This is a genomic window from Rhizobium sp. 2MFCol3.1 (assembly GCF_000377565.1).
In the GTDB taxonomy this organism is placed as follows: Bacteria; Pseudomonadota; Alphaproteobacteria; order Rhizobiales; family Rhizobiaceae; genus Rhizobium.
In genome coordinates this window covers 150,626-175,907 of sequence record NZ_KB898360.1, presented here as the reverse complement: position 1 = coordinate 175,907, position 25,282 = coordinate 150,626, and the positions used below count along the sequence as shown (strand labels likewise).

Annotated in this window: 20 protein-coding genes and 1 pseudogene; 15 read left to right on the top strand and 6 right to left on the bottom strand. The window is 61.8% G+C overall.

The window, feature by feature from the left end; translation table 11 throughout:
• Window positions 1-27 precede the first annotated feature (27 nt).
• The 3 genes from D460_RS0116990 to D460_RS33225 all read left to right on the top strand — a co-directional run bounded on the left by D460_RS0116990 (window position 28) and on the right by D460_RS33225 (window position 4,011).
• Window positions 28-909: an N-formylglutamate amidohydrolase gene (locus D460_RS0116990; RefSeq protein WP_018899777.1), complete on the top strand. Its 882-nt coding sequence runs from the start codon at window positions 28-30 to the stop codon at window positions 907-909.
• 369 nt (window positions 910-1,278) lie between these two features.
• Window positions 1,279-2,052 carry a histidinol-phosphatase gene (hisN, locus tag D460_RS0116985; RefSeq protein ID WP_026283246.1) on the top strand — a complete coding sequence of 258 codons (774 nt, stop codon included), beginning with the start codon at window positions 1,279-1,281 and terminating at the stop codon, window positions 2,050-2,052.
• A gap of 267 nt (window positions 2,053-2,319) precedes the next feature.
• Window positions 2,320-4,011 (top strand): PAS domain-containing methyl-accepting chemotaxis protein, encoded by a 1,692-nt coding sequence (locus D460_RS33225; RefSeq protein WP_018899775.1) that lies wholly within the window; start codon window positions 2,320-2,322, stop codon window positions 4,009-4,011.
• Between the two features lie 584 nt (window positions 4,012-4,595).
• Here the strand turns inward: D460_RS33225 and D460_RS36795 are convergent.
• Both D460_RS36795 and D460_RS0116965 read right to left on the bottom strand, forming a co-directional pair.
• Window positions 4,596-5,192, bottom strand: a pseudogene (locus D460_RS36795) (cell wall hydrolase); the annotation flags it as partial.
• A 226-nt stretch (window positions 5,193-5,418) separates the two neighbouring features.
• Window positions 5,419-6,393, bottom strand: coding sequence for an alpha/beta hydrolase (locus tag D460_RS0116965; protein WP_018899773.1), 975 nt, complete (start codon window positions 6,391-6,393; stop codon window positions 5,419-5,421).
• Between the two features lie 471 nt (window positions 6,394-6,864).
• Between D460_RS0116965 and D460_RS0116960 the strand changes: the two genes are divergently transcribed.
• Complete coding sequence (locus tag D460_RS0116960; protein ID WP_018899772.1) at window positions 6,865-7,332, top strand: Hsp20 family protein; 468 nt, start codon at window positions 6,865-6,867, stop codon at window positions 7,330-7,332.
• Window positions 7,333-7,462: 130 nt separating this feature from the next.
• Here D460_RS0116960 and D460_RS0116955 read toward each other — a convergent pair whose 3' ends face one another.
• Window positions 7,463-8,467, bottom strand: coding sequence for a bile acid:sodium symporter family protein (locus D460_RS0116955; protein ID WP_018899771.1), 1,005 nt, complete (start codon window positions 8,465-8,467; stop codon window positions 7,463-7,465).
• Between the two features lie 113 nt (window positions 8,468-8,580).
• On the opposite strand from D460_RS0116955, the gene D460_RS0116950 reads away from it, so the two are divergent.
• Both D460_RS0116950 and D460_RS37090 read left to right on the top strand, forming a co-directional pair.
• On the top strand, window positions 8,581-9,435 hold the full coding sequence (locus D460_RS0116950) for a LysR substrate-binding domain-containing protein (protein ID WP_018899770.1): 855 nt from the start codon (window positions 8,581-8,583) through the stop codon (window positions 9,433-9,435).
• A 155-nt stretch (window positions 9,436-9,590) separates the two neighbouring features.
• Complete coding sequence (locus D460_RS37090) at window positions 9,591-9,719, top strand: hypothetical protein (RefSeq protein WP_018899769.1); 129 nt, start codon at window positions 9,591-9,593, stop codon at window positions 9,717-9,719.
• 212 nt (window positions 9,720-9,931) lie between these two features.
• Here D460_RS37090 and D460_RS36790 read toward each other — a convergent pair whose 3' ends face one another.
• Window positions 9,932-10,597: a hypothetical protein gene (locus tag D460_RS36790; RefSeq protein WP_018899768.1), complete on the bottom strand. Its 666-nt coding sequence runs from the start codon at window positions 10,595-10,597 to the stop codon at window positions 9,932-9,934.
• Window positions 10,598-10,815: 218 nt separating this feature from the next.
• On the opposite strand from D460_RS36790, the gene cyoA reads away from it, so the two are divergent.
• Genes cyoA through cyoD form a run of 4 tightly spaced genes read left to right on the top strand, consistent with a single transcriptional unit; the run spans window position 10,816 to window position 14,938 of the window.
• Window positions 10,816-11,970, top strand: a complete 1,155-nt coding sequence (gene cyoA / locus D460_RS33215; RefSeq protein WP_081619921.1) for a ubiquinol oxidase subunit II — start codon at window positions 10,816-10,818, stop codon at window positions 11,968-11,970.
• Window positions 11,957-13,957 (top strand): cytochrome o ubiquinol oxidase subunit I, encoded by a 2,001-nt coding sequence (cyoB, locus tag D460_RS0116930; protein ID WP_018899766.1) that lies wholly within the window; start codon window positions 11,957-11,959, stop codon window positions 13,955-13,957. Before cyoA ends, cyoB begins: the two co-directional genes overlap by 14 nt.
• A 1-nt stretch (window position 13,958) precedes the next feature.
• Window positions 13,959-14,588, top strand: a complete 630-nt coding sequence (gene cyoC, locus D460_RS0116925; RefSeq protein WP_018899765.1) for a cytochrome o ubiquinol oxidase subunit III — start codon at window positions 13,959-13,961, stop codon at window positions 14,586-14,588.
• Entirely contained in the window at window positions 14,585-14,938 is a 354-nt protein-coding gene (gene cyoD / locus D460_RS0116920) for a cytochrome o ubiquinol oxidase subunit IV (protein ID WP_018899764.1), read from the top strand. The genes cyoC and cyoD overlap by 4 nt, the downstream gene beginning before the upstream one ends.
• A gap of 88 nt (window positions 14,939-15,026) precedes the next feature.
• Here cyoD and D460_RS0116915 read toward each other — a convergent pair whose 3' ends face one another.
• Window positions 15,027-16,076: a low specificity L-threonine aldolase gene (locus D460_RS0116915; protein ID WP_018899763.1), complete on the bottom strand. Its 1,050-nt coding sequence runs from the start codon at window positions 16,074-16,076 to the stop codon at window positions 15,027-15,029.
• A gap of 559 nt (window positions 16,077-16,635) precedes the next feature.
• Between D460_RS0116915 and gltB the strand changes: the two genes are divergently transcribed.
• From gltB to D460_RS0116890, 5 genes are all read left to right on the top strand, one after another.
• Entirely contained in the window at window positions 16,636-21,360 is a 4,725-nt protein-coding gene (gene gltB, locus D460_RS0116910; RefSeq protein WP_026283244.1) for a glutamate synthase large subunit, read from the top strand.
• 57 nt (window positions 21,361-21,417) lie between these two features.
• On the top strand, window positions 21,418-21,684 hold the full coding sequence (locus tag D460_RS0116905; protein WP_018899761.1) for an AbrB/MazE/SpoVT family DNA-binding domain-containing protein: 267 nt from the start codon (window positions 21,418-21,420) through the stop codon (window positions 21,682-21,684).
• Window positions 21,681-22,079 carry a type II toxin-antitoxin system VapC family toxin gene (locus tag D460_RS0116900; protein WP_018899760.1) on the top strand — a complete coding sequence of 133 codons (399 nt, stop codon included), beginning with the start codon at window positions 21,681-21,683 and terminating at the stop codon, window positions 22,077-22,079. The genes D460_RS0116905 and D460_RS0116900 overlap by 4 nt, the downstream gene beginning before the upstream one ends.
• Before the next feature lie 39 nt (window positions 22,080-22,118).
• Entirely contained in the window at window positions 22,119-23,573 is a 1,455-nt protein-coding gene (locus D460_RS0116895; protein WP_018899759.1) for a glutamate synthase subunit beta, read from the top strand.
• Window positions 23,574-23,735: 162 nt separating this feature from the next.
• Entirely contained in the window at window positions 23,736-24,368 is a 633-nt protein-coding gene (locus tag D460_RS0116890) for a LysE family translocator (protein ID WP_026283242.1), read from the top strand.
• A 76-nt stretch (window positions 24,369-24,444) separates the two neighbouring features.
• Here D460_RS0116890 and D460_RS0116885 read toward each other — a convergent pair whose 3' ends face one another.
• Window positions 24,445-25,197, bottom strand: coding sequence for an SDR family oxidoreductase (locus tag D460_RS0116885; protein WP_018899757.1), 753 nt, complete (start codon window positions 25,195-25,197; stop codon window positions 24,445-24,447).
• Between the last annotated feature and the right edge of the window lie 85 nt (window positions 25,198-25,282).

Sequence of the window (25,282 nt, the reverse complement as noted above, 5' to 3'; positions counted from 1 at the left end):
CTGCCAGCATGGTTAAGAGGGAAACAGGTGGACGAGATTCCCGCGTACGAGCTTTTTGAGATACGGGAACCCGCGTCGCATACCATTCCATTCGTCTACAATTCCCCCCATAGCGGCCGCATCTATCCGCCCGAATTCATCGCGCAGTCCAGATTGCAGGGGATTTCGATCCGCCGCTCGGAAGACCATTATGTCGACGAGCTGTTTTCGGCGGCCGGCGCGCTCGGCGCGCCGCTGCTTCTCGCCAATTTTCCGCGCGCCTATCTCGACGTCAACCGCGAGCCCTACGAGCTCGATCCCCGCATGTTCGACGGGCTCCTGCCTGCCTACGCCAATATCAACTCGCTGCGCGTGGCCGGCGGTCTCGGGACGATCCCCAGGATCGTCGCCGAGAACATGGAGATCTACGCGCGTCGCCTGCCGGTGCAGGAAGCGCTCGATCGCATCGAGGCGGTCTACAAGCCCTATCACGCCGCTCTGCGCCGGCTGATCGCACGCACGCATGTGCAGTTCGGCTTCGGCGTGTTGATCGACTGCCACTCGATGCCGGGCAATATCCGCGTCGCGGGCGCCACCTCGCGGCCGGATTTCATCATCGGCGATCGCTACGGCACGAGTGCTTCTGCTGAGTTGTCGCGCATGGCCGTCAGCATCTTCGAGGAGATGGGTTTTGCCGCGATCCGCAACAAACCCTATGCCGGCGGCTTCATCACCGAGCACTACGGCCGCCCCTCGCGCGGCCTGCACGCGCTGCAGATCGAGGTCAACCGCTCGATCTATGTCGACGAGGTGACGCTCGAGCGGCGCGCCGATTTCCCGCTCGTGGCCGCCGCGATCACGTCCTTCATGCGCCAGATGGCCGACTACGTCGCCAAGTTCGCCGGCGATACGGCGCTGGCCGCGGAGTAGGCGGTTTTTTCGCGCGCGTCTGATCGCGTGGTATTCCAACGCAGTATTGCTGTCGTGAAGTTGCGGTAGGTTGCCTGTCGCGGCGGCGGGTTTTTCGTGTCTCCGCGCCTGCGATGGTTCCGGCCTGCTTCCAACCCGACAAAAAAAGACCGCCTTGCGGCGGTCCAAGTCTAGGGAGGAAACACCCAAGGAGGGTATTTACAGTCAGAAGACTGTGAGGAGACGCTACTATTGCAGTGCACAATTGTCAATCATTTTATTGCGGTGCGCAAAATATGTGCAGCCGGCTAAAAATTGCTGCTTGCGTTTGCAAAATGAGCCTTTTCGGCTATGGAAAGCAGCATCGACGGTCTCACACGGATGTCCCTCATGTTTCCTGATCGCACCTTCTTCAATCGCCTCGCGGAAGCCGCCAAAGCCGAGACGCTGCCGCGGTTTCGCTCCGGGACCGGCGTGACAAACAAGCTGGCGTCGGGCTTCGACCCCGTCACCGAGGGCGACCGGGCAGCGGAAGTGGCGATCCGGGCGCTGATCGAACAGAATTTTCCCGAGCACGGCATTCTCGGCGAGGAGTTCGGCAATGTCGGGCTCGACCGCGAGCATGTATGGGTGATCGATCCGATCGACGGCACGCGGGCGTTCATCTCGGGCGTTCCCGTCTGGGGCACGCTGATCGGCCTTTACAGGAACGGCCGGGCGATCATGGGAATGATCGAGCAGCCGTTTACCGGCGAGCGCTATTTCGCCGATGAGAGCGGCTCCTACTACACCGGTCCCGAGGGCGAGCGGAAGCTTCAGGTGCGCGATTGCGCCGGGCTTTCCGATGCGATCCTGTTCACCACCTCGCCGCATCTGTTTACGGGCACCGAGATGGATCGGTATCGCGAGATCGAGAGCCAGGTGCGGCTCTTCCGCTATGGCACCGATTGCTACGCCTATGCGCTTCTGGCGGCCGGGCATATCGATCTCGTGGTCGAAAACGGCCTGAAGCCCTACGATGTCGGCGGGATCATTCCGGTCATCGAGAAGGCGGGCGGGATCATCACCACCTGGGATGGCGGGCGGCCGGAGAATGGCGGCTCGATCATCGCCGCCGGCAGCCAGGCGGTCTATGACGCGGCGGTGGCGATCCTGCGGCGCTAAACTGAGGGTTGCGCAAAACCGAACGGGATCAGGGCTGGTTTTGTTGGCCATAGGCGATGTTTGACAGCAGTGGTTGTTGTGCGGCAGCTCTGCGTCGCGATGGTTGTTTCTTCTGCTGGATCATGCGGTTACTTGTCTCACAAGATGCCCGCATGGGATGAACATTAATCGAACGGAAAGAATTCGCTGCAAATCTTGCCGCTGAAATGACTATTCTGGATCTTTGCCTTTCCGGCGGTCCGCATTTCGGTTTTGAGGCAAATTATAATGCAGCTTTTTTCTTTCGGATCCGCGACCGGCGCCAAGGCCGTTCTTGATGCCGTCAGCCGTTCCCAGGCCGTGATCGAATTCGACATGGCAGGCAACATCCTCTTCGCCAACGAGAACTTCTGTCAGGCGATGGGATACCGCGCCGACGAGATCGTCGGGCGGCATCACAGCATCTTTGTAGAGCCGGAAGAGGCGAAGAGCGCGGATTATGCCGCGTTCTGGAAGCAATTAAACAAGGGCGAATTCGATCGCCGGCAGTACAAGCGCATCGGCAAGGGCGGGCGTGAAGTGTGGATCGAAGCCTCCTACAATCCGGTCTTCAAGGGCAGCACGCCCTACAAGGTCGTGAAGTTCGCCACCGTCATTACCGATACGAAGCTGAAGAGCGCGGAAGATGCCGGCAAGCTCGATGCGCTCTCGCGCGCGCAGGCAACGATCGAGTTCACGCCCGACGGCCATATCCTGACGGCCAACGAGAACTTCCTGAAGACGCTCGGCTATACGCTGGAGGAAATCCGGGGGCGGCATCATTCGATGTTCTGCGATCCGGCCTATGCCGAGAGCGCCGAGTATAAGGAATTCTGGCGCAGCCTGGCGGCCGGGCAATTCGCCGCCGACGAGTTCGCGCGTATCGGCAAGGGCGGCCGCAAGGTGTTCATCCAGGCCTCCTACAACCCGATCTTCGACATGAGCGGCAAGGTGTTCAAGGTCGTGAAGTTCGCGACCGATGTCAGCGAGCGGGTGCGGGCCGTCAAGGAGCTCGCCGTTGGCCTGCAGGCGATGGCAGATGGCGATCTGGACCAGACGATCGAAAAGCCCTTCATCGCCTCGCTGGAGACGCTGCGCACCGATTACAACTCTTCGATTGGCCGGTTGCGGTCGGCTATGCAGGCGATCGCCAGGAACGCGACGCAGATCGCATCGGGAACGCGCGAGATCAGTGCGGCGTCCGACGATCTCGCCCGCCGTTCGGAATCGCAGGCTTCGTCCGTGGAAGAAACCGCAGCGGCGGTGACCGAGATTTCCACCACCGTATCGGATTCTGCGCGCCGTGCGGCGGATGCCGGTCGATTGGTCGACGATACGACGAAGAGCGCGCAGGATTCCGCCGATGTCGTCAAGCAGACGGTGGACGCGATGGCGCGGATCGAGCGTTCCTCGACCCAGATCGCCGGCATCGTCAGCGTCATCGACGATATCGCCTTCCAGACCAATCTCCTGGCGCTGAACGCTGGCGTCGAGGCGGCGCGTGCCGGGGAAGCCGGCAAGGGGTTCGCGGTCGTGGCACAAGAGGTTCGGCAGCTTGCGCAGCGTTCGGCCGATGCGGCCAAGGAGATCAAGGCGCTGATCCATGATAGCGAGGCGTCGGTTCGTGACGGGGTGGCGCTTGTTGATAAGACCGGTGCGGCACTGGAGGCGATCGCGACGCGGGTGCTGCAGGTGCACGACAACGTCTCGGGCATCGTTGTGGCGGCGCGCGAGCAATCGCAGGCGCTGGGCCAGATCAACGAGGCCGTGATGTCGATGGATCAGGACACGCAGCGCAATGCGGCGATGGTCGAGCAGACCGCGTCTGCCAGCCGCAAACTGGCGGCGGAGGCGAGCGCATTGTTCGAGCTGATCGGACAGTTCAAGGTCGGCGACGAGCGAAGCGCGCGGGGCATGGCGCCTCTGGCGAGAGTGGCCTGACGATCGCGATCCGGCGCGTCAGCGATGACGCGCTATTGGTTTGGGACGCGTGGCCGACGGCCTGACAGTCCAGACAGACAAGCAAAGAAAAAGGGTTCCGCCGGCAGGCTGGAACCCTTTTCTGTTCGATCGTCTCGGGAGGCCTGAGATCAGCCGCCGATGCCGCCGCGCATGCGGGCCGTGTCGAAGGCCGTCGGGCGCGGCGTTGGCACGGCCACGGCCGTCGGGACGGTGTAGGCAACGGCCTCGAAGGCGGCAGGCGCCGGCTCGGACGGGACATAGGCCTGCTGGACCGGAACCTGCAGTACGTGCTGCTGCTTGGTCTGGACCTGCTGCGGCTGAACCTGCTGGAAACGAGCCTGCTGGAACTGCTGCTGAACCTGGGCCGGTTGAAGCTGGGCGGTCTGGACCTGTCCCTGCTGTATCTGGCCCTGCTGCACCTGTGCCTGCTGAACCTGCGGCTCTTCCATGCGGACCGCTTCGGCGGTCGTCTGCATGGGGGCGGCCTGCGGGACGGGCACGCTTTCCGGTGCTTCGTAGGCGGTTTCGACAACGCCTTCGGCCATCGGGATCGGCTCGCGGGCCGGCGCAGAGGCTGGCGTCAGCAATTCGAACTGTGCCGCCATCTGGCTGTGAGCGGGCACGAAATTCATCGCGACTTCGTAGGCGGGGAGCGGCGAAGGGGTCTGCAGCTCGCCATCGGCGCCGCGCTTCTCGTAGAAGGCATTGCCGCCGGCAACCGTCACGTAGTGCATGTTGTCGTAGGGGAACTTCATACCGTCGGTATGGAAGAACATGGCTTCCTTGACGGCGGGATTGCGCTCACCCTTCAGGAGTGCGTCGGCGGCAGCGTTGAGATCGGGCTCCGCCTGTGCCTTGACCTCACGGGTCATGACGCCGGGGGCGAACTGCTTGGCCTGCGAAACGACGCCGCAAATGGACTTGGGATAAGCAGGGGATGTCAGGCGGTTCATCACGACGCTGCCGACAGCCATATAGCCGTCGTGGTCGGAATGCAGCGATTCGAAATACATCGCCCGCTTGAGGCAGGTGCGGTCTTCCGTCGTGTAATTGTAGGTGACCTTACCGGGCGTGCCGGTATGCAGACGCTTGGTCGTCTGAATGCTGCCTGTCGTCTTTGGCGTGCTGGTGCAGCCCGTGGCAGCTAAGCCCACAATCATGATCCCGAAGAGAGATCGTCCCAATACGTAATGCGCCCTCAACGCCAGGTGCCCCCTATGTGATTAGTTCAGCCCTTATCGAAAAAGTGGGTAACTAATATCTTACAATCGTAAAAATTCAAACACCGCGTTACATTTTTGTCTCAAAATGTGATCGCTCCGGTCGGAACTTCGCGATGCCGGACAGGTGGAGAGGGGAGGGGGACCCCGCCTAAGGCGCTTCGGCTCAGGTGCCGAAGCCTTCGAATTCCTCGGAAACCTCGGCATCCGCGCCCGGAATGAAGGCGTGGAAGGCTGCAAGTGCTGCCTGCCGGTAGACGTCACGTTCCTGTAATACTTCGTGACGGGCGCCGTTGATCGGCACCAGTTGGCCGGCGCGGAAATAGCGCGAGAGACGCTCCTGGGCGATGTAAGGCACGATCGTATCGCGCGTCGGCGCGATGACGACGGTCGGGATGGTGATTGAAAAGAGGTGGTTCGGCGCGGTCACGCGCTCGATTGTCTTGAAGGATTCGACCAGCCAGCGCGCGGTGGGCGGACCGAGCGTCAGATCGGGATTTGCCTGCGCGATCGCGACGTTGCGTTCGAAGCGGACCTCGTCCGATGTCAGCGGATTGTCGCGGAAGGGTTTTTCCCTGAGCTTGCGCGACAGCGGGTGCGAGCCGAGGCCGAGCGCGCAGGCCGCGGACGCGAGCCAGCGGATGGTGCCCGCCGAAGCGGCCTGGCCCGAGAGGCCGATGAAGGGCGCCGTCAGCACCATGCGCTCGATGCGCGTCGTCAGATAAGGAGCGGCCGACAGCGCGATCAGCGCGCCGGTCGAATGCGCCAATAGATAGAAGGGCAGGCGGGTATCGGGCAGCACGACTTTCTCGAGGAAGGTATCCAGGTCGTGCTCGTAATCGATGAAGCGGCGGACATGGCCGTAATGACGCTTCTTCAGCATGCGGTCGGAATTGCCCTGGCCGCGCAGATCGAAGGTGGCGACCCAGAGGCCCTTGTCGGTCAGGTCGCGGATCGTCTCGTAATATTTCTCGATGAATTCGTTGCGCCCGTGCAGCAGCACCACGGTGCCCTTGGCGACGGATGCCTGGGAGCGGAAGACAGCGTAGCGCAGCTTCAGGCCGTCATGCGTCTCGAAGTAGCCTTCCGTGCGATTTTCCGGAACCGGATTGCCGGGTGTCGAAAACAGAACCTGTTCCATAGCCGTCAGCGCGCGCCCTTCGAAAGGATTCGGGATAGAAGTAAAGCGGATAGGCGATCGGCCTGTCAAATCAAAGAAAAAAGCGTTCCCGAGATGCGCGTCGTCCGCGCCCGCAAAAAAAGTGGCCGGCATGCGGGACCTGAGGGGAGCGCAGTGCCGGCCGGAGATCGGGCTGAAGACGAAGGGACGATACACTCCAGCCATCGAGCCAGTGTAACCCGATGGCGCAATCTTTAGGCCCGCGCGTCTGAACGGATGCCGAACCGGGTGTTCATGCGCGGTTCACGGTGGCTGGCCGCGGATTTTCGGTGGTTGTGGGCGGCTCTCAGAAAGGGTCTTGAAGTCCGAAAAAGCCATACCCATCTCATGGTAGCGGACGCCAGAACGGGTCCGCGGGACCGTCCCGAAGCTGCCGATCAAGGGGTTTTTGGGGCAATTTATCGCAATCAGTCGCTTCCTCAGGAGGACATCATGCGTCACGTAGACTTCTCTCCCCTCTATCGTTCCACGGTCGGTTTCGACCGTCTCTTCACCATGCTCGACAGCCTGGGCCAGCCCGACCAGGGCCAGACCTACCCGCCCTACAATATCGAGCGCACCGGTGAAAACACCTACCGCATCACCATGGCCGTCGCCGGTTTCGACGAAACCGAAATCTCGATCGAAGCGCAGGCCCATGCTCTCACCGTCAAGGGCGAGAAGAATGAAGACAATGCGGAAGGCTCCGAATTCCTCTATCGCGGCATCGCCAAGCGCACCTTCGAGCGTCGCTTCCAGCTTGCCGACCATGTCGAGGTGACGGCTGCTTCGCTGAAGAACGGTCTGCTTCACATCGACCTTCTTCGCAGCATTCCCGAGGCCATGAAGCCCCGCAAGATCGCGATCGCCGCCGAGCCGGTGAGCGCGCCGAAGGCCATCGAGGCCCAGGTTACCAACTAAGTCACCAACGAACCAATCCCTCCCAGGATATGGCAACGAAGCGGCGTCCCCACGGGGCGCCGCTTTTTTTGTTGTTCGACACGCCGGGTTGGCGGCGCGTCGGGTCACGCCGCATCGGCGGCGCGACTGGTCACGCCGGGTTGGCGGCCTGTTCCACTTCGGCGGCGGTGGCGCGGCGGTGGTGGGCGGCGGCGTATTTTTGGGCGATGACGGCGCAGACCATCAGCTGGATCTGGTGGAAGAGCATCAGCGGCAGGACGATGGCGCCGATGGCCTGGCCGGCGAAGATGACGTTGGCCATGGGAACACCGCTCGCCAGGCTCTTCTTCGAGCCGCAGAAGGTGATGGTGATCTGGTCGGCTTCGTTGAAGCCCATCAGGCGGCTGCCGAAGGTGGTGGCGCAGAGGACCAGCGCCAGAAGAACCATGTCGGCGACGATGACGACGGCGATGTCTGATAGCGAGAAGGTGTGCCACAGACCCTCGACGACGGCGGTCGAGAAGGCGAGGTAGACGACCATCAGGATCGAGCCGCGATCAACAGGCATCAGGATCTTCTTCTTGGCGCGGATCCAGTCGCCGATCCAGGGCTGCAGCACTTGGCCGACGATGAAGGGCAGCAGCAGCTGGGTGAAGATCTGCAGCAACGCATCCCAGGAGAAGCCGCCATGGCCGCCGACCGAGAAGAGCAGGCCGACGAGGAGCGGGGTCAGGAACATGCCGAAGATGTTCGATGCCGAGGCCGAGCAGATCGCGGCCGGCACGTTGCCGCCGGCCATCGAGGTGAAGGCGATCGACGACTGCACCGTCGACGGCAGCACGCAGAGGAAGAGAATGCCGAGATAGAGCGAATGCGGCAGGATCGTTTCAGGGATGAAGCCGAGACCCATGCCGAGCAGCGGGAAGATGCCGAAGGTGGTGAGCAGGATGACGAGATGCAGCCGCCAGTGCAGCAGGCCGGCGATCACCACGTCGCGCGACAGGCGCGCGCCGTGCAGAAAGAAGAGGAGCGCGATCGCGATTGTTGTCGCCGTGCCGAAGTAGTGCGCGAAGGCGCCGCTTGCCGGCAGGATCGATGCAAGGATGACCGTGCAGACCAGGAGGATCGTGAAAGTATCGGGCAGGAAACGGCGCATTGGCTTAGTCTCGGCTTGTTCGGCATTGTAGCCGGCTTTTGATGGATCAATCCTGTTTCTTCCATTATGATACGCGATGCAAGAAATAACAGTTATCGCAAAGCGGGATAATAATGCTTGATCTTACGCAATTGCGCAGCTTCGTCGCCGTCGAGCAGATGGGGAGCTTCACGCTGGCCGCCGAGCGGTTGGGGCTCGGGCAATCGACCGTCAGCCAGCATATCCAGCGGCTGGAGACCTCTGTCGGGCGACGGCTGCTGGCCCGCGATACCCACAAGGTGGTGCTGACCACGGATGGCGAGGCGCTGCTGTCGCATGCGCGCGCCATGCTGTCGATCGAGGGGCAGGTGCAATCGCTGTTTGGCGGGCGCAGCCTGCGCGGCAAGCTGCGGCTCGGGGTGTCGGAGGATTTCGTCACCAGCCAGCTGCCCGGCGTGCTCGAGGATTTCGTACGCTCGCACCCGTCCGTCGATCTGGAGCTGACGGTGGCGCTCTCGGGTGTGCTTTATGAAATGCAGGACAATGGCGAGATCGATCTGGTGCTCGCCAAGCGGCGGCTGGGTGACGCGCGCGGGCGGCTGGTCTATCGCGAGCCGCTGGTATGGCTGGCGCGCGATCCTGACCATATCATGAGCGCTTCGCCGCTGCCGCTGATCGCCTTTCCGCCGCCGAGTGTTACGCGGGCGATTTCGCTGGAGGCGCTGGGGCGGCACCAGATTTCCTGGCGGATCGTCTGCACCTGCGGGAGCCTCAGCGGGCTGACGGCGGCTGCGCGCGCCGGCATGGGCGTGCTCGTGCAGCCGCGCAGCATGGCGCCATCGGGCCTGAAGGTGATCGGCAAGGGCAAGCTGCCCGTGCTCGAGGATGTCGAGTTCGTGCTGGTGCCGCGCAAGGGGGCGGACCAGGCGCTGGTGTCGGCGCTGTCGGACGATATTCTTTCCAAGGTCAGAAGCCTCAGGTCGAGCTGAGATCGTCTGGTCGGTCGGATGGCACGATAGTGGTTAATCGATTGCCCGGCATTTTAAGTATCCTTCAACCCTGTCGCTTAGGCTTCTGGTTACCTTGGGCCCCTTAGTTTGGTCCCGCTCAAGGTCGACGTTCGGGGCTACAGGGAGAACGGACGATGGTATATGGAGCGCTCTTCGTCTCCGGGCTGGTCGCCTGCGTGATGCTCATCGTCGTGGCCGGCCACGATAGCAAGACGACGGATAACGGGGCGCCGCCCTCCGCCGTGATGCTGCATCAGAATTAGACGTTCACGAGAATCAAAGACGATCTCGATCGTGGTGATCCGCAGCCCTAGGGCGCGGATCACCATTGTCATTCACGCATCATTGCAATGGCTTTCGCGGTGTTGCCTTCACCGGCTGCGATTTTCCAGACTTAGGTAGCCGTTGAATGACCGCAGTCGGGTCCGAAACGGACGTTGGAGCGGAGCCCTGATCGCAAAGTAGATGGGACCCTTCAGTAGAAGTGAACCCTCGACAGATCAATCTCATAGGGATCGATGAGAATGGGCTTTCCATTCTCTTTGTATATTTCAAGTTCTGATAGCTCTCCGCCAGTCACATGCAATGCGAGCCTCACGAGGGCCGCGATACCCAACATTCCCTTAGTTTCATCAATGACGTCGTCATAAAATCCTTCAACGGGAATACGGTCATTCGGCCGCGAGGATGGAGCGTCACTGTCTTTAACTTCGGCGTACGGTCCGTCACTGCGAAGCTTTAGGCTGCTGCCAAAACCAATCCGCATAACTTCCAGAGAATTGAGTTGTTCGAGGATTTCGGCTCTTCCCGGAAACTCCTGCCCTAGCAAGTGTATAATAAGGGCACGCTCGGCAACACCGACTGGCCGCCACCTCCGAAGTGGTAGGTCAACGTCCGTGGGTCGACTATTTGTTGCCGATGGAAGCCGCATCCATTCTATCATCTGTCTGGCTTCTGCCATGGCATTCTTGGCGCTGGCGAGGATGCCTGACGTACGTTCTGCGACCCAAGAGGGCGGGCTGTCATCCCATTCAGACAGCACCTCTTCGACATATTCGTACTTCCCGTCAGAACGAGAATACACGCTGACACGCCGGGCGTAATCTTCGCGCACAACCCTCATAGTTAGTTCGCCGGGCATGGTTTCTCCCCTTTGACTTCACCTGAATTGAAATTGGGAGGAGTGTCAACGGCCGCTCATGGCGCCAAGCGGCCGCGCGCTGGCTTATTGACGTCTGAGGCCGAACTCCGCGATTTTCGGTTCGCACACAAAAATGTCGCAGCGAAATCCACGGTCATACGGATCAAAGTTTGATCTATGTCAAAGCTGCCGCGCGGGGGGCGACATAGCTTCCGGGCATGCGCCAGAAAACATTCATATCACGAAATTTTCGCCGGTTTGTCGCACCTCTTGCGCTGCTTCCTCTCAGTGGTTGCAATATGGTGGTGATGAACCCAACGGGGGATATCGCTCTTCAGGAGCGTAACCTCATCCTCGTCGCACTCGGCATGATGCTTCTCGTCGTCATTCCGGTGCTGACCCTGATCGTGGTCTTCGCGTTCCGATACCGCAAGGGCCGAGCGCCCGGCAGGTACGATCCGAATTTCACTCATTCGACGCCGATCGAACTGGTTGTCTGGTCGATCCCGCTCATGATCATCGCGTGTCTCGGCGTGGTCACCTGGATCACCACCCACAGCCTCGATCCCTTCCGCCCCCTCGATCGCATTTCCGCCGACAAGCCGCTGGCCAAGGACCACAAGCCTCTCGATATCCAGGTCGTCGCCATGGATTGGAAATGGCTCTTCATCTATCCCGAACAAGGCATCGCGACCGTCAACGAGTTGGCCCTCCCGGTCGATGTCCCCGTACGTTTCTCCATTACTTCGACCAACCAGTTCAACACCTTCTCGGCGCCCACGCTGGCGGGCATGATCTATGCGATGCCGGGTATGAAATCGATGCTGCACGCCGTGCTCAACGCGCCGGGCGACAGCTGGGGCTATTCGGGCAACTACACCGGCGCCGGCTATTCCGACATGCGGTTCAAGCTGCACGGTGTCGATCAGGCAGGGTTCGATCAATGGGCCGCGGGGATAAAGGCCGCGGGCGAGACGCTGTCGACCGATCGTTATGTCGAACTGGACAAGCCGAGCGAGAAGGTGCCCGTCATGCACTTTTCCACCGTCGCCTCCGGTCTCTTTGACCGCGTTCTCAACCGTTGCGTGGTCGCCGGCACCGAATGCATCGCCGACATCATGAAGAAGGATCGTGCGCTTGATCGCGACAATGGCGGCATCTTCGCGCCGCAGCCCATGGATCACTCAGCCATGCAGTCAAGCGACGGGCAGATGAGCCAGGGCATGCCATCCATGAGCCACACCTCGACATCCGGCGACGTCACCGCCGCCGTTCCGGCCGCTCATGACCACACCAACACCGGCACCAACACTGGCACCAACAGTGGCGCGCTCGCCGCGCCTGAACAGCAGGGCTCCAATGCAAGACCATAGCTTCACCACGACAGTCTTCGGGCGGCTTACGCTCGAATCGCTGCCGATCCACGAGCCGATCCTTGTCGGCACTTTCATCGCGGTCGCCGCGCTCGGTCTGATCGTCGTCGCAGCACTCACCTATTTCCGGCTCTGGGGCTATCTCTGGAAAGAATGGTTCACCTCCGTCGATCACAAGAAGATCGGCATCATGTATATCGTGCTGGCGATCATCATGCTGCTGCGTGGCTTCTCGGATGCCGTGATGATGCGCCTGCAACAGGCCGTTGCTTTCGGTGGTAACGAGGGCTTCTTGCACTCGAGCCACTATGACCAGATCTTCACCGCCCACGGGACGATCATGATCTTCTTCGTGGCGATCCCGCTGGTCGTCGGCATCGTCAACTTCGTCATGCCGCTGCAGATCGGCGCGCGCGACGTCGCCTTCCCCTATCTCAACAACCTCAGCTTCTGGCTGACGGTCGCGGGTTCGGTGCTTGTCATGATCTCGCTGTTCGTCGGCGAATTCGCACGCACCGGCTGGCTGTCCTACGCGCCGCTGGCTGAGAAGGCCTTCAGTCCGGATACCGGGGTCGACTATTATCTATGGTCGCTCGAAATCGCCGGGATCGGCACCACGCTCTCGGCCGTCAACATGGTGGCAACCGTCATCAAGATGCGCGCGCCCGGCATGACGCTGATGAAGATGCCCGTCTTCACCTGGACCGCGCTTTGCAGCAACGTTCTTGCCATCGCCATCTTCCCGGCGCTGACGGCAGCCTTCTTCCTGCTGCTGCTCGACCGCTATCTCGACACCGCCTTCTTCATCAATGATCTCGGCGGCAACGCGATGCTGTACTGGAACATGGTGTGGATGTGGGGTCACCCCGAGGTCTACGTCCTGATCCTGCCGGCCTTCGGCATCTATTCGGAAATCACCTCGACCTTCACCGGCAAGCGCCTGTTCGGCTACGGTTCGATGGTCTACGCCACGGTCGTCATCACCATTCTCTCGTACCTCGTCTGGCTGCACCACTATTTCACCATGGGATCGGGTGCGAGCGTCAACGCCTTCTTCGGGATCGCCACGATGGTGATCGCCATTCCGACCGGGGCCAAGGTGTTCAACTGGCTGTTCACGATGTTCCGCGGCGAAATCCGCTTCGAACTGCCGATGATGTGGGTCGTCGCCTTCATGCTGACCTTCGTGGTCGGTGGTATGACAGGCGTTCTGCTCGCCGTACCGGCTGCCGACTTCGTGCTGCACAACTCGCTGTTCCTGGTGGCGCACTTCCACAACACCATCATCGGCGGCGTCGTCTTCGGTCTCTTCGCCGGCATGACCTACTGGTTCCCGAAGGCCTTCGGCTTCAAGATGGACGAGTTCTGGGGCAAGGTTGCCTTCTGGGGCTGGGTCATCGGCTACTGGGTTGCCTGGACACCGATCTACATCGTCGGCCTGATGGGCACCACCCGCCGCGTCAACCACTTCGACGATCCGACGCTGCAGCCTTACTTCGTCATCGCGCTGATCGGCGCCGTGATCATCCTCATCGGTGTGCTTGGTTTCGTCATGGCCATCGTCATGGGCATCGTGAAGCGCAACAAGCTGCGTGATGTAACCGGCGACCCCTGGGGCGGCCGTACGCTGGAATGGTCGACCACATCGCCTCCGCCTGCCTACAACTTCGCGATCACGCCCGTCGTTTATGAACTCGACGCCTGGCACGACATGAAGGAGCATGGCTACAAGCATCCGACCGAAGGCTTCCGCCCCGTCCACATGCCGCGCAATACAGCCACCGGCGTCGTCGTTGCGGCACTCGCCACGGCACTGGGCTTCGGCATGATCTGGTACATGTGGTGGCTGGCGGCCATCAGCTTCGCCGGCATCCTCGTCGTCTCGATCGTCCACACCTTCAACTACAGCCGCGATCACTACATTCCGGCCGATGCGATCGCGCTTACCGAAGGCAAGCGTGCGCAGCAGCCGGCAGCGAGGGCCTGACATGACCATTCAACTCGTCAACAAGGACGCCCCGCGCGTCTACCACCAGCCCGAAGCCGAGGAGCATTACCACAGTGGCGGCGCCACGATGCTCGGCTTCTGGATCTACCTGATGAGCGATGCGCTGATCTTCGCCTCGCTGTTCGCCGTCTATGGAACGCTCAGCCGCAATTATGCGGGTGGGCCTCCACCGCAGCACCTGTTCGAGCTGCCGCTGGTAGCGCTGAACACCGGCTTCCTGCTCGCATCGTCGATCGTGCTTTCGATCGGCATGCAGGCGATGGCTGCAGGTCGCACCGCGCAGATGTGGCGGCTGCTTGCCGTCACCGGCCTGCTCGGCGCGGCGTTCCTCTGCGTGGAACTCTACGAGTTCTCGTCGCTGATATCAGAAGGTGCCACGCCGCAGCGCAGCGCCTTCCTGTCGGCCTTCTTCACGCTGGTCGGGACGCACGGCCTGCACGTCCTGTTCGGCCTGATCTGGCTGGTCACGCTGCTGGTACAGATCGCCCAGCGCGGACTGAATGAGGACAACAAGCGTCGCCTGATGTGCCTGTCGATGTTCTGGCACTTCCTCGACATCATCTGGATCGGCGTCTTCACCGTCGTCTACCTGTTTGGAGCACTTCGTTGAGCACACATCATCACACCGAACCCGCTCACGGCAGCAAGGGCAGCATCTGGACCGGCTCGATCCTGTCGATCATCCTGACGGTCATTCCGTTCTGGCTGGTCATGTCCGGGGCGCTGGAAAATGCCGCGGCGACCACCGTGATCATCTTCGCGCTGGCCATCGCGCAGATCATCGTCCACGTCGTCTGCTTCCTGCATGTCGACAGCCGCGCGGAAAACGGCTGGACGCTGATCGCCTTCATCTTCACGGCCATCATCGTGGTCATCACGATCGTCGGCACGATCTGGGTCATGTACAACATGAACGTGAACATGATGCCGATGAGCGCGGGCGAAATGCGCAACATGTAGGTGAGGAGTGCGCGCCGCATGGCTGGGTGCGGCGCCATGAGGATCGGCCCGGTGATCTCGATCGCCGGGCCGATCGGCGTTTATGGGGTCAGGATGCGAGGCAGCTCAGGAAGCTGTCGACGTCCTTTTCCTCTGTCGCGAAGCTGGTGACGAGGCGGATCAGGATCTCGTCTGCGCCGACGAGATCGGGCGTGGCTGACGGGATCGGCCATTCGTAGAATTTCGCGCCCTTGTCTTCGGCGGTCTTTCCGGCGCTCTTCTTTATAATGGCGAAGACTTCGTTCGACGCTGTCGACCAGGCAAGGCGGGCCGAGTTGCTGGCGCCGATGCCGGCGCGCAGGCGGTCGGCCATGCCGTTGGCGTGGCCGGCGAGATCAAGCCAGAGACCGTTGTCCAGATAGGCGTCGAACTGGGCGGCGATGAAGCGCGACTTGGAGAAGAGCTGGGCGGCGCGCTTGCGGATGAAGGGCATCTCTTTCGCCTTTTCAGGATCGAAGACGACGATCGCCTCGGCGCACCAGCAGCCGTTCTTGGTGCCGCCGAAGGAGAGGATGTCGACGCCGCGCTTCCAGGTCATTTCGGCCGGGCTTGCATCAAGCGCCACCAGCGCATTGGCGAAGCGGGCGCCATCCATGTGGAGGGGCAGCTTGCGCTCCTTGCAGATCGCCGAGATGGCATCAATCTCGTCGAGCGAGTAGACGGTGCCGATCTCGGTTGCCTGGGTGATGGTGACGGCCGTGGCGCGGCCATGATGAACGGCGTTTTCAGGGAAGCCGGCGATCGCCTTGGAGAGCTTCGCCGGATCGATCTTGCCCAACTCGCCATCGACAGGGGCAAGCCGTGCCTGGCTGAAGAAATCGGGCGCGCCGCATTCATCGGCGATCACGTGGGCTTCGGCGTGACAGAAGGTGATGCCGCCGGGGCGCTGGACGCTCGCAAGCGACAGCGAGTTGGCGGCCGTGCCCGTCGCCACGAAGAAGACGGAGACCTCACGCTCGAAGATCTCGGCGAAGCGGGCCTCGACGCGGCGGTCGAGATCGCTGGTGCCGTAAGCGGCGGCGAAGCCGGCGGATTCCTGCAGCAGGCGCTCGGCAATGGAACGGTGGGCGCCAGCCCAGTTGTCGGAAGCGAAAATCATGGAAAATGCCTGGGAAAAAATGGAGGTGGGGGCGGGTTCGGATCGGAGCTTAATCCAAAGCTTCACCGGATCAAGCGATTGGGGCGCAACCCATCACAAAAATTGAATTCCGCAATCAAGAAACAATATAATACGAGATCGCGTAATTTTATGTCGCCAATGCGATTGATTTGGTAATCTTGATGCGCCAATTGACGTTTTTTTAATTTATGGCTCTTGCGGAGCTGCTGCGTTTCTGGCATAGAACCGATGGATTAGGACAGGGTTGCTGTCCTATTTTGGCCGTCAAGGCCGAAGAGGCGCTGGGGGACCTTACACTCGTGGGGTTTCACGCTATAGTTCTTGGACCGCGGACGAAGTTCCCGCACGGACCTATGGCAGGCGCGGAGCGCAACGGTTGATTTGTCGGGAAAGGCTCTGCCTTCCCAGAGAAAGCCTGCCGCCGGCGACCGGATCTTCGATAATGCAACAGCGCTGTCATGCGCCGAACCTAATATCAGGGACGGTGTGCGACGAAGAGCCGCCCGCACGATCGCGGGCTCTGACAGGAGGCAAGATGATGACGAAGAATACGCCATCCACTGACATCGACCAGTTCGCAGCAGCAGACATGCGCGCGGTGGCCGATACGCGTAAGTTCGCCAACGGTCTCCCGGGCAAACAGGGCCTCTATGACCCACGCAACGAGCATGACGCCTGCGGCGTCGGCTTCGTCGCGCATATGAAGGGCCAGAAGTCGCACCAGATCGTCAAGGACGGTCTCTTCATTCTCGAGAACCTGACGCACCGTGGTGCTGTCGGCGCCGACCCGCTGATGGGTGACGGTGCGGGCATTCTCGTGCAGATTCCCGATCGCTTCTTCCGCGAGGAAATGGCCAAGCAGGGCATCACCCTGCCGAAGGCCGGCGAATATGGTGTCGGCCATATCTTCATGCCGCGCGACGAAAAGCAGATCGCGCATTTCAAGAAGGTGATGCAGGACGTCATCTCCGAAGAGGGCCAGGTTCTCATCGGCTTCCGCGACGTGCCTGTCGACAACTCGTCGCTGTCGAAGGCGCCGGATATCGCCGCGACCGAACCGCATCACTGTCAGATCTTCATCGGTGCGGGCGATAGCGCCGCGACCACCGATGAATTCGAACGCCGCCTGTTCACGCTGCGCAAGGTGATCTCCAACCGTATCTATGACGAGTTCGATGGCGAGGAGAGCCACTTCTATCCGGTGTCGCTGTCGTCCTCGACGATCGTCTACAAGGGCATGTTCCTGGCCTACCAGGTCGGCGCCTACTACACGGACCTGTCGGACCCGCGTTTTGAGTCCGCGGTCGCGCTCGTGCACCAGCGCTTCTCGACCAACACCTTCCCGTCCTGGAAGCTGGCGCACCCTTACCGCATGGTCGCCCACAACGGCGAAATCAACACGCTGCGCTCCAACGTCAACTGGATGGCGGCGCGTCAGGCGTCGGTGTCTTCGCCGCTCTTCGGCGAGGACATCTCCAAGCTCTGGCCGATCTCCTATGAAGGTCAGTCGGACACGGCCTGTTTCGACAACGCGCTCGAGTTCCTCGTGCGCGGCGGCTACTCCATGGCGCATGCCGTGATGATGCTGATCCCGGAAGCCTGGGCCGGCAACCAGTCGATGTCGAAGGAGCGCAAGGCGTTCTACGAATATCACGCAGCCCTGATGGAGCCGTGGGACGGCCCGGCCGCTGTTGCCTTCACAGACGGCAAGCAGATCGGCGCGACGCTCGACCGTAACGGCCTGCGTCCGGCCCGCTATCTCGTCACGTCAGACGATCGCGTCATCCTCGCCTCGGAAGCCGGCACGTTGCCGGTGGCTGAAGAGGATATCGTCAAGAAGTGGCGCCTGCAGCCGGGCAAGATGCTCTTGATCGACATGGAGAAGGGCAAGATCGTCTCCGACGAGGAGCTGAAGACCGAGCTTGCGACCAAGCATCCCTATCGCAGCTGGCTCGATCGTACGCAGTTGATCCTCGAAGACCTGAAGCCGGTGGAGCCGCGCGCGCTGCGCCGTGACGTCTCGCTGCTCAACCGCCAGCAGGCCTTCGGCTACACCACCGAAGACACCAAGATCCTGATGTCACCGATGGCGACGACGGGCCAGGAAGCCGTGGGCTCGATGGGCACCGATACGCCGATCTCGGCCATGTCGGAAAAGTCGAAGCTGCTCTACACCTACTTCAAGCAGAACTTCGCGCAGGTCACCAACCCGCCGATCGATCCGATCCGCGAAGAGCTGGTCATGAGCCTGGTGTCCTTCATCGGCCCGCGCCCGAACATTCTCGACCACGAGGGTGCGGCCAACGCCAAGCGCCTGGAAGTACGTCAGCCGATCCTTACCAATGGCGATCTCGAAAAGATCCGCTCGATCGGCCACACGGAAGACCGTTTCGACACCAAAACGCTCGACTTCACCTATGATGTGGAGCGTGGCGCCGAAGGCATGCCCGAAATGCTCGACCGTCTCTGCGAGCGTGCGGAAGCGGCCGTCAAGGGCGGCTACAACATCATCGTGCTCTCCGACCGCCAGATCGGGCCGGATCGCATCGCGATCCCGGCGCTGCTCGCAACGGCCGCCGTGCACCATCACCTGATCCGCAAGGGTCTCAGAACCTCCGTCGGCCTCGTCGTCGAAACCGGCGAGCCGCGCGAAGTGCACCACTTCTGTCTTCTCGCCGGTTACGGCGCGGAAGCGATCAACCCGTACCTGGCCTTCGACACGCTGCTCGACATGCATGCCAAGGGCGAGTTCCCGAAGGAAGTGGACGCGTCCGAAGTCGTCTACCGCTACATCAAGGCGGTCGGTAAGGGCATTCTCAAGGTCATGTCGAAGATGGGCATCTCGACCTATCAGTCCTATTGCGGCGGCCAGATCTTCGATGCGATCGGCCTGCAGCAGGAGCTGGTCGACAAGTATTTCTTCGGCACCGCGACGATGATCGAAGGCGTCGATCTCAAGGCGATCTCGGAAGAGACCGTTGCCCGCCACAACTCCGCCTTCGGCAAGGATCCGCTGCTCGCGACCACGCTCGATATCGGCGGCGAATATGCCTACCGCATGCGCGGCGAAAGCCATGCCTGGACGCCGGATGCTGTTGCCACGCTGCAGCACGCCGTTCGCGGCAACTCCGAGGACCGCTACCGCGAGTTCGCCGAGATGGTGAACACATCGGCGCTGCGCATGAACACCATTCGCGGCCTGTTCAAGATCAAGACCGCCGAGCAGATCGGGCGGAAGCCCGTCTCGCTTGATGAAGTCGAGCCTGCAGTCGAGATCGTCAAGCGCTTCTCGACCGGCGCCATGTCCTTCGGCTCTATCAGCCGGGAGGCGCATACGACGCTGGCGATCGCGATGAACAAGATCGGTGGTAAGTCCAACACCGGCGAGGGCGGCGAAGAGAGCGACCGCTACTTCCCGCTGCCGGATGGTTCGGCGAACCCGGAACGCTCGGCGATCAAGCAGATCGCATCGGGACGCTTCGGTGTGACGACGGAATATCTGGTCAACGCCGACATGCTGCAGATCAAGGTCGCGCAGGGCGCCAAGCCCGGCGAAGGCGGCCAGCTGCCCGGCCATAAGGTCGATGCGACGGTCGCCAAGACCCGCCACTCGACGCCGGGTGTCGGCCTGATCTCGCCGCCGCCGCACCACGACATCTACTCGATCGAAGATCTGGCACAGCTGATCTACGACCTGAAGAACGTCAACCCGACGTCCGATGTCTCGGTCAAGCTCGTCTCGGAAGTCGGCGTCGGCACGGTTGCCGCCGGTGTCGCCAAGGCGCGCGCCGACCACATCACGGTCTCCGGCTTCGACGGCGGCACCGGCGCATCGCCGTTGACCTCGCTCAAGCATGCCGGTTCCCCATGGGAAATCGGCCTTGCCGAAACGCAGCAGACGCTGGTGCTGAACGGCCTTCGTTCGCGCATCGCGCTGCAGGTCGATGGTGGCCTGAAGACCGGCCGCGACGTCATCATCGGTGCGCTTCTCGGTGCCGACGAGTTCGGCTTCGCGACGGCTCCTGTCATCGCCGCCGGCTGCATCATGATGCGCAAGTGCCACCTGAACACCTGCCCCGTCGGCGTTGCCACGCAGGATCCTGTCCTGCGCAAGCGCTTCAAGGGTACGCCGGAGCACGTCATCAACTACTTCTTCTTCGTCGCCAACGAAGTGCGCGAGATCCTGGCCTCGCTCGGCTTCACCAAGTTCGATGACATCATCGGCGCTTCGGAGCTGCTCGAGAAGGACGAGATGCTGGCGCACTGGAAGTCCAAGGGTCTCGACTTCAGCCGCATCTTCCACAAGGTCGAGGCGCCGAAGGAAGCCACCTACTGGACATCACGCCAGAAGCACCCGATCGACGACATTCTCGACCGCAAGATGATCGCGGAAGCCGAGCCTGCGCTCGCGTCGAAGACGCCTGTCAGCTTCGAAGTCGACATCAAGAACGTCGACCGTTCGGCGGGCGCGATGCTGTCTGGCGAAGTCGCCAAGCGCTACAACCACCGCGGCCTGAAGGAAGACACGATCAACGTGACGCTGCGCGGCACGGCCGGACAGTCGTTCGGTGCGTTCCTGGCGCGCGGCGTGACCTTCAAGCTGATCGGCGACGGCAACGACTATGTCGGCAAGGGTCTTTCGGGCGGCAAGATCATCGTGCGTCCGCCGGAGAACTCGAAGATCGAGGCAGAGAACTCGATCATCGTCGGCAACACCGTGCTTTACGGCGCGACCGAGGGCGAGTGCTATTTCCGCGGTGTCGCGGGCGAGCGCTTCGCGGTGCGCAACTCCGGCGCCATCGCCATCGTCGAAGGCGTGGGCGACCACGGCTGCGAATACATGACGGGTGGCGTGGTGGTCGTGCTCGGCGAGACGGGCCGCAACTTCGCGGCCGGCATGTCTGGTGGCGTCGCCTATGTTCTGGACGAGAGCGGCGATTTCGCCAAGCGCTGCAACATGGCGATGGTCGAACTCGAGCCGGTTCCCGAGGAAGACGACCTGATGGAGAAGCTGCATCACCATGGCGGCGATCTCGCGCACAAGGGCCGCGTCGACGTTTCCGGCGACATGACCCGCCACGACGAGGAACGCCTCTACCAGTTGATCTCCAACCACCTGCACTACACGGAATCCACCCGTGCCAAGCAGATCCTGGACAACTGGGCGGAGTATCGTCCGAAGTTCCGCAAGGTCATGCCGGTCGAATACCGCCGCGCGCTCGAGGAAATGGAGCGCAGCCGGATGGGGATCGCCGCGGAGTGAATTGGCGTTGATAATGGGGTGTGATATGATGCGTCATATCACACTTTGGAGGCGGCCATGGAAGCAAGGGATGAAAAGGAAGTCAGTATCTTTCGCAATGGCCGAAGTCGGGCGGTTCGCATTCCGGCCGACTTTACCATCGAGGGCGACAAGGTGATGATGTCTCAGGACAATGATGGGGTCATCCATATGCGTCCGAAACAGACGAAGATGACCTTGATCGAGGTGCTGGACTGGCTGGCAGAGCAGGAGCCACTTGACGAAGAGATCCCGGGAGATCCCGGGGAAGAGGGGCTTCTGCCACTTGACGATATCGACCTATGACGCGGTTTCTCTTGGACACGAACGTAATTTCGGATGTTGTCCGAAACCCTCGAGGTCAGGCGGCACGACGTTTGCGGTTCAGCGCGGCTGATGAGGTGGGTACCAGCATCGTGGTAAGGGGAGAAATTCTCTACGGACTGGCGAAGAATGCATCGGTCAGAGGTCGAGAAGCGCTTGATGCGATATTGGGATCGATACCGGTCTGGCCTTTGGAGGCGCCTACAGAAGAGGTTTATGGCCGCCTCAGAAATGAGATGCGGCTTCAGGGTGACGGGATCGATGCCAACGATCTTTGGATTGCGTCGCACGCGCTCGCGCTAGATGCGGTCATGGTGACGAACGACGAGATATTCTCCCGCGTGCCGGGATTAAAGGTTGAAAACTGGCTGCGCTGAACGAAAGAGGCGGTCATGAGTGTAAGGGAAGACAGCAGCATGGGTAAGGTAACAGGGTTTCTGGAAATCGACCGGCAGGTGGCGAAGTATCAGCCGGCGTCGGACCGCATCCGGCATTTCCGCGAATTCACGATCCCGATGTCGGACCCGGAAGTGCAGAAACAGGCCGCGCGCTGCATGGACTGTGGCATTCCTTATTGCCATGGCCCGACCGGTTGTCCCGTGCACAACCAAATCCCCGACTGGAACGATCTGGTCTACAACAACAACTGGGAAGCAGCGATCCAGAATCTGCATTCCACCAATAACTTCCCTGAATTCACCGGCCGCGTCTGCCCCGCGCCCTGCGAAGAAGCCTGCACGCTGAACCTCGAGGACGCGCCGGTCGCCATCAAGACCGTCGAGCAGGCGATCGCCGACAAGGCCTATGAGCTCGGCTTCATCCGGCCGCAGCCGGCCGCTGTCCGTACCGGCAAGAAGGTGGCGATCATCGGTTCGGGCCCCGCCGGCATGGCGGCGGCCCAGCAGCTCGGCCGCGCCGGCCACGAGGTGCATGTCTATGAGCGTGAATCCAAGCCCGGCGGCCTGCTGCGCTACGGCATTCCCGACTTCAAGATGGAGAAGAACTTCATCGACCGTCGCGTCGAGCAGATCTCGGGCGAGGGCGTGACCTTCCATTGCGGCGTCAATGTCGGCGTCGATCTGAAGGTCGAGCAGCTGCTCGCCGATCACGACGCGGTGCTCTACTGCGGCGGTTCGGAAACGCCGCGCGAAGCCGGCATTCCGGGCTTCGACCTTGCCGGCGTTCACGATGCGATGCCTTACCTCGTGCAGCAGAACAAGCGCGTCGGCCGCGAAAACATCGACAGCGTCGGCTGGGCATCGGACCCGATCCTCGCAGGCGCCAAGCATGTCGTCGTCGTCGGCGGCGGTGATACCGCATCGGACTGCGTCGGCACGGCGTTCCGCCAGGGGGCCGTGAAGGTCACCCAGCTTGATATCCGCCCGCAGCCGCCGGAGAAGGAAGACAAGCTCGCCGTCTGGCCGTTCTGGGCCACCAAGATGCGGACCTCCTCCAGCCAGGCTGAAGGTGCCGTCCGCGAATTCCAGGTGGCGACGCTCGAATTCGTCGGAGAAGACGGCGTCCTGACCGGCGTGAAGTGCTGCGAAGTCGATGAACGCCGCAAGCCGATCGCCGGCACGGAGTTCATCATCAAGGCAGACCTCGCCTTCATCGCCATCGGCTTCAGCGGCCCGTTCACCACGAGCGTGCTCAAGGAACTCGACGGCAAGCTGACGCTCAACACCGACCGCCGCGGCTCGACCAACGTCGTCGCCAACGACCGGGACTACAAGACCTCGGTTGACAAGTTCTGGACGGCGGGCGACGTGCGCCGCGGCCAGTCGCTGGTCGTCTGGGCGATCCGCGAGGGACGCCAGGCGGCGCGCGCGATCGACGAGGCGCTGATGGGCTCGACGGTTCTGCCGCGCTAAGCGGACGGGACGTTCGGATCGATCTCGGCTCGGGGCTGCGTGACGCGGCCCTGAGCTTTTTTGTGGGACCGATATCGGCGCACGTCAGATGGCAAAGTTCGGCGCGGCGCTCTATGCTGGCCGCCATGCGCGGGCGTCATGGCGATGCCAAAAGAGGACGACATGCCATCAACCGAGCTTCTGATCACCTTCTTCGTCACCACGGCGTTGTTCGCCTATATTCCGGGGCCGGCGATGCTTTATGCGGCGGCGCAGACTTTGGCGCGGGGCAGGCGGGCCGGGTTCATGGCGACGCTCGGTATCCATATCGGTTGCTACGTACATGTGATAGCTGCCGCCGCGGGGCTGTCGATCATCTTTCACGCCGTGCCCGTGCTCTATATGGCGGTGAAGCTCGCCGGCGCGGCCTATCTGGTCTGGCTCGGCATCTCGCTGTTTCGCAGCAAGTCTCAAGGAGAGACGACGCTCGCTGCCATCGATCCGAAGTCCGGGCGGCGCGCCTTTGTCGAGAGCATCTCGATCGAGGTGCTGAACCCGAAGACGGCGCTCTTCTTCCTGGCCTTCCTGCCGCAATTCATCGATCCGGCCGCCAGCTTCCCGGTCTGGCTGCAATTCGTGCTTTTGGGGACGATCGTCAATTTCATCTTCTCGTCGGCCGATATCGTCTGCGTGATGCTGGCGGGCGCCGTGGTTTCGAGGCTGAAGCGCTCGGGCTCGGCACAGCGGCTGGTGCAGCGTGCGGGTGGAGGGATCCTGATCGGCCTCGGGGCGCATCTGGCGCTGCAGCGGAGTTAGTCGCTTCGATTGGTGGGCTCGGGACTGCCTGGCGCGGCCCCGGGCTGAAAGGTTGTTCATCCGTCGTGGGAAGGGCTTAGAGGCCCGCCTCGGCCATCCAGAGTTCCGCGTCGGCGCCACCCGGAATACGCAGTGGCGCGGATGGATCGGTGGCGGCCCGCCACACGGCCTCGGCCACGTCGGCGGCATGGGTCACCGGGCCGGTATCGTCCTGCACGTCCTTGATGAACTGTTGGAGCATCGGCGCATAGTCGGCATCATCAAGACCACGGAAATGGGGACGCGCGTTTTCGCCGAAGCGGGTGGTTGGCGAGCGGCCCGGCAGAACGATATGCACCCGCACGCCGAAGGGCTCCATCTCGACTGCCAAGGATTCCGTCAGCGCGTTCACCGCAGCCTTGCTGGCGCGGTAGACGCCGATGACCGGCAGCGTCTTCACCGTCACTGTCGAGGTGACGTTGATGACCACGCCTGCGCGGCGTTGGCGCATCTGCGGCACGACGGCCTGGACCATCGCCAAGGTGCCGATCGTGTTTGTCTCGAACAGGGACCGCACGGTCTCCGGCGCCGTGAGTTCGATGGGCGAAGGGGCTCCGAAGCCGGCGTTGTTGACCAGCACGTCGATATGACCGGCGGCGGCCACGGCCTCGGCTATGCTTGTGGGGTCCGTGACGTCGAGCGGCAGAACGCGCAGGCGTTCGGAGGCCGGCAGCAGGTCGGGGTCGGGCTTGCGCATCGTTGCGATCACGTCCCAGCCGCGGTCGAGAAAGAGTTTCGCGGTCTCCAGGCCAAAGCCGGACGAGCAACCGGTGATCAATATCGTGGGCATCTGCGTCTCCAATTGAAAAGGAATGATTGCAGGGTAGTGACCGCGTGCGAGACTTGATATAGGCTGCAGTCTCCATTTCTTTAGC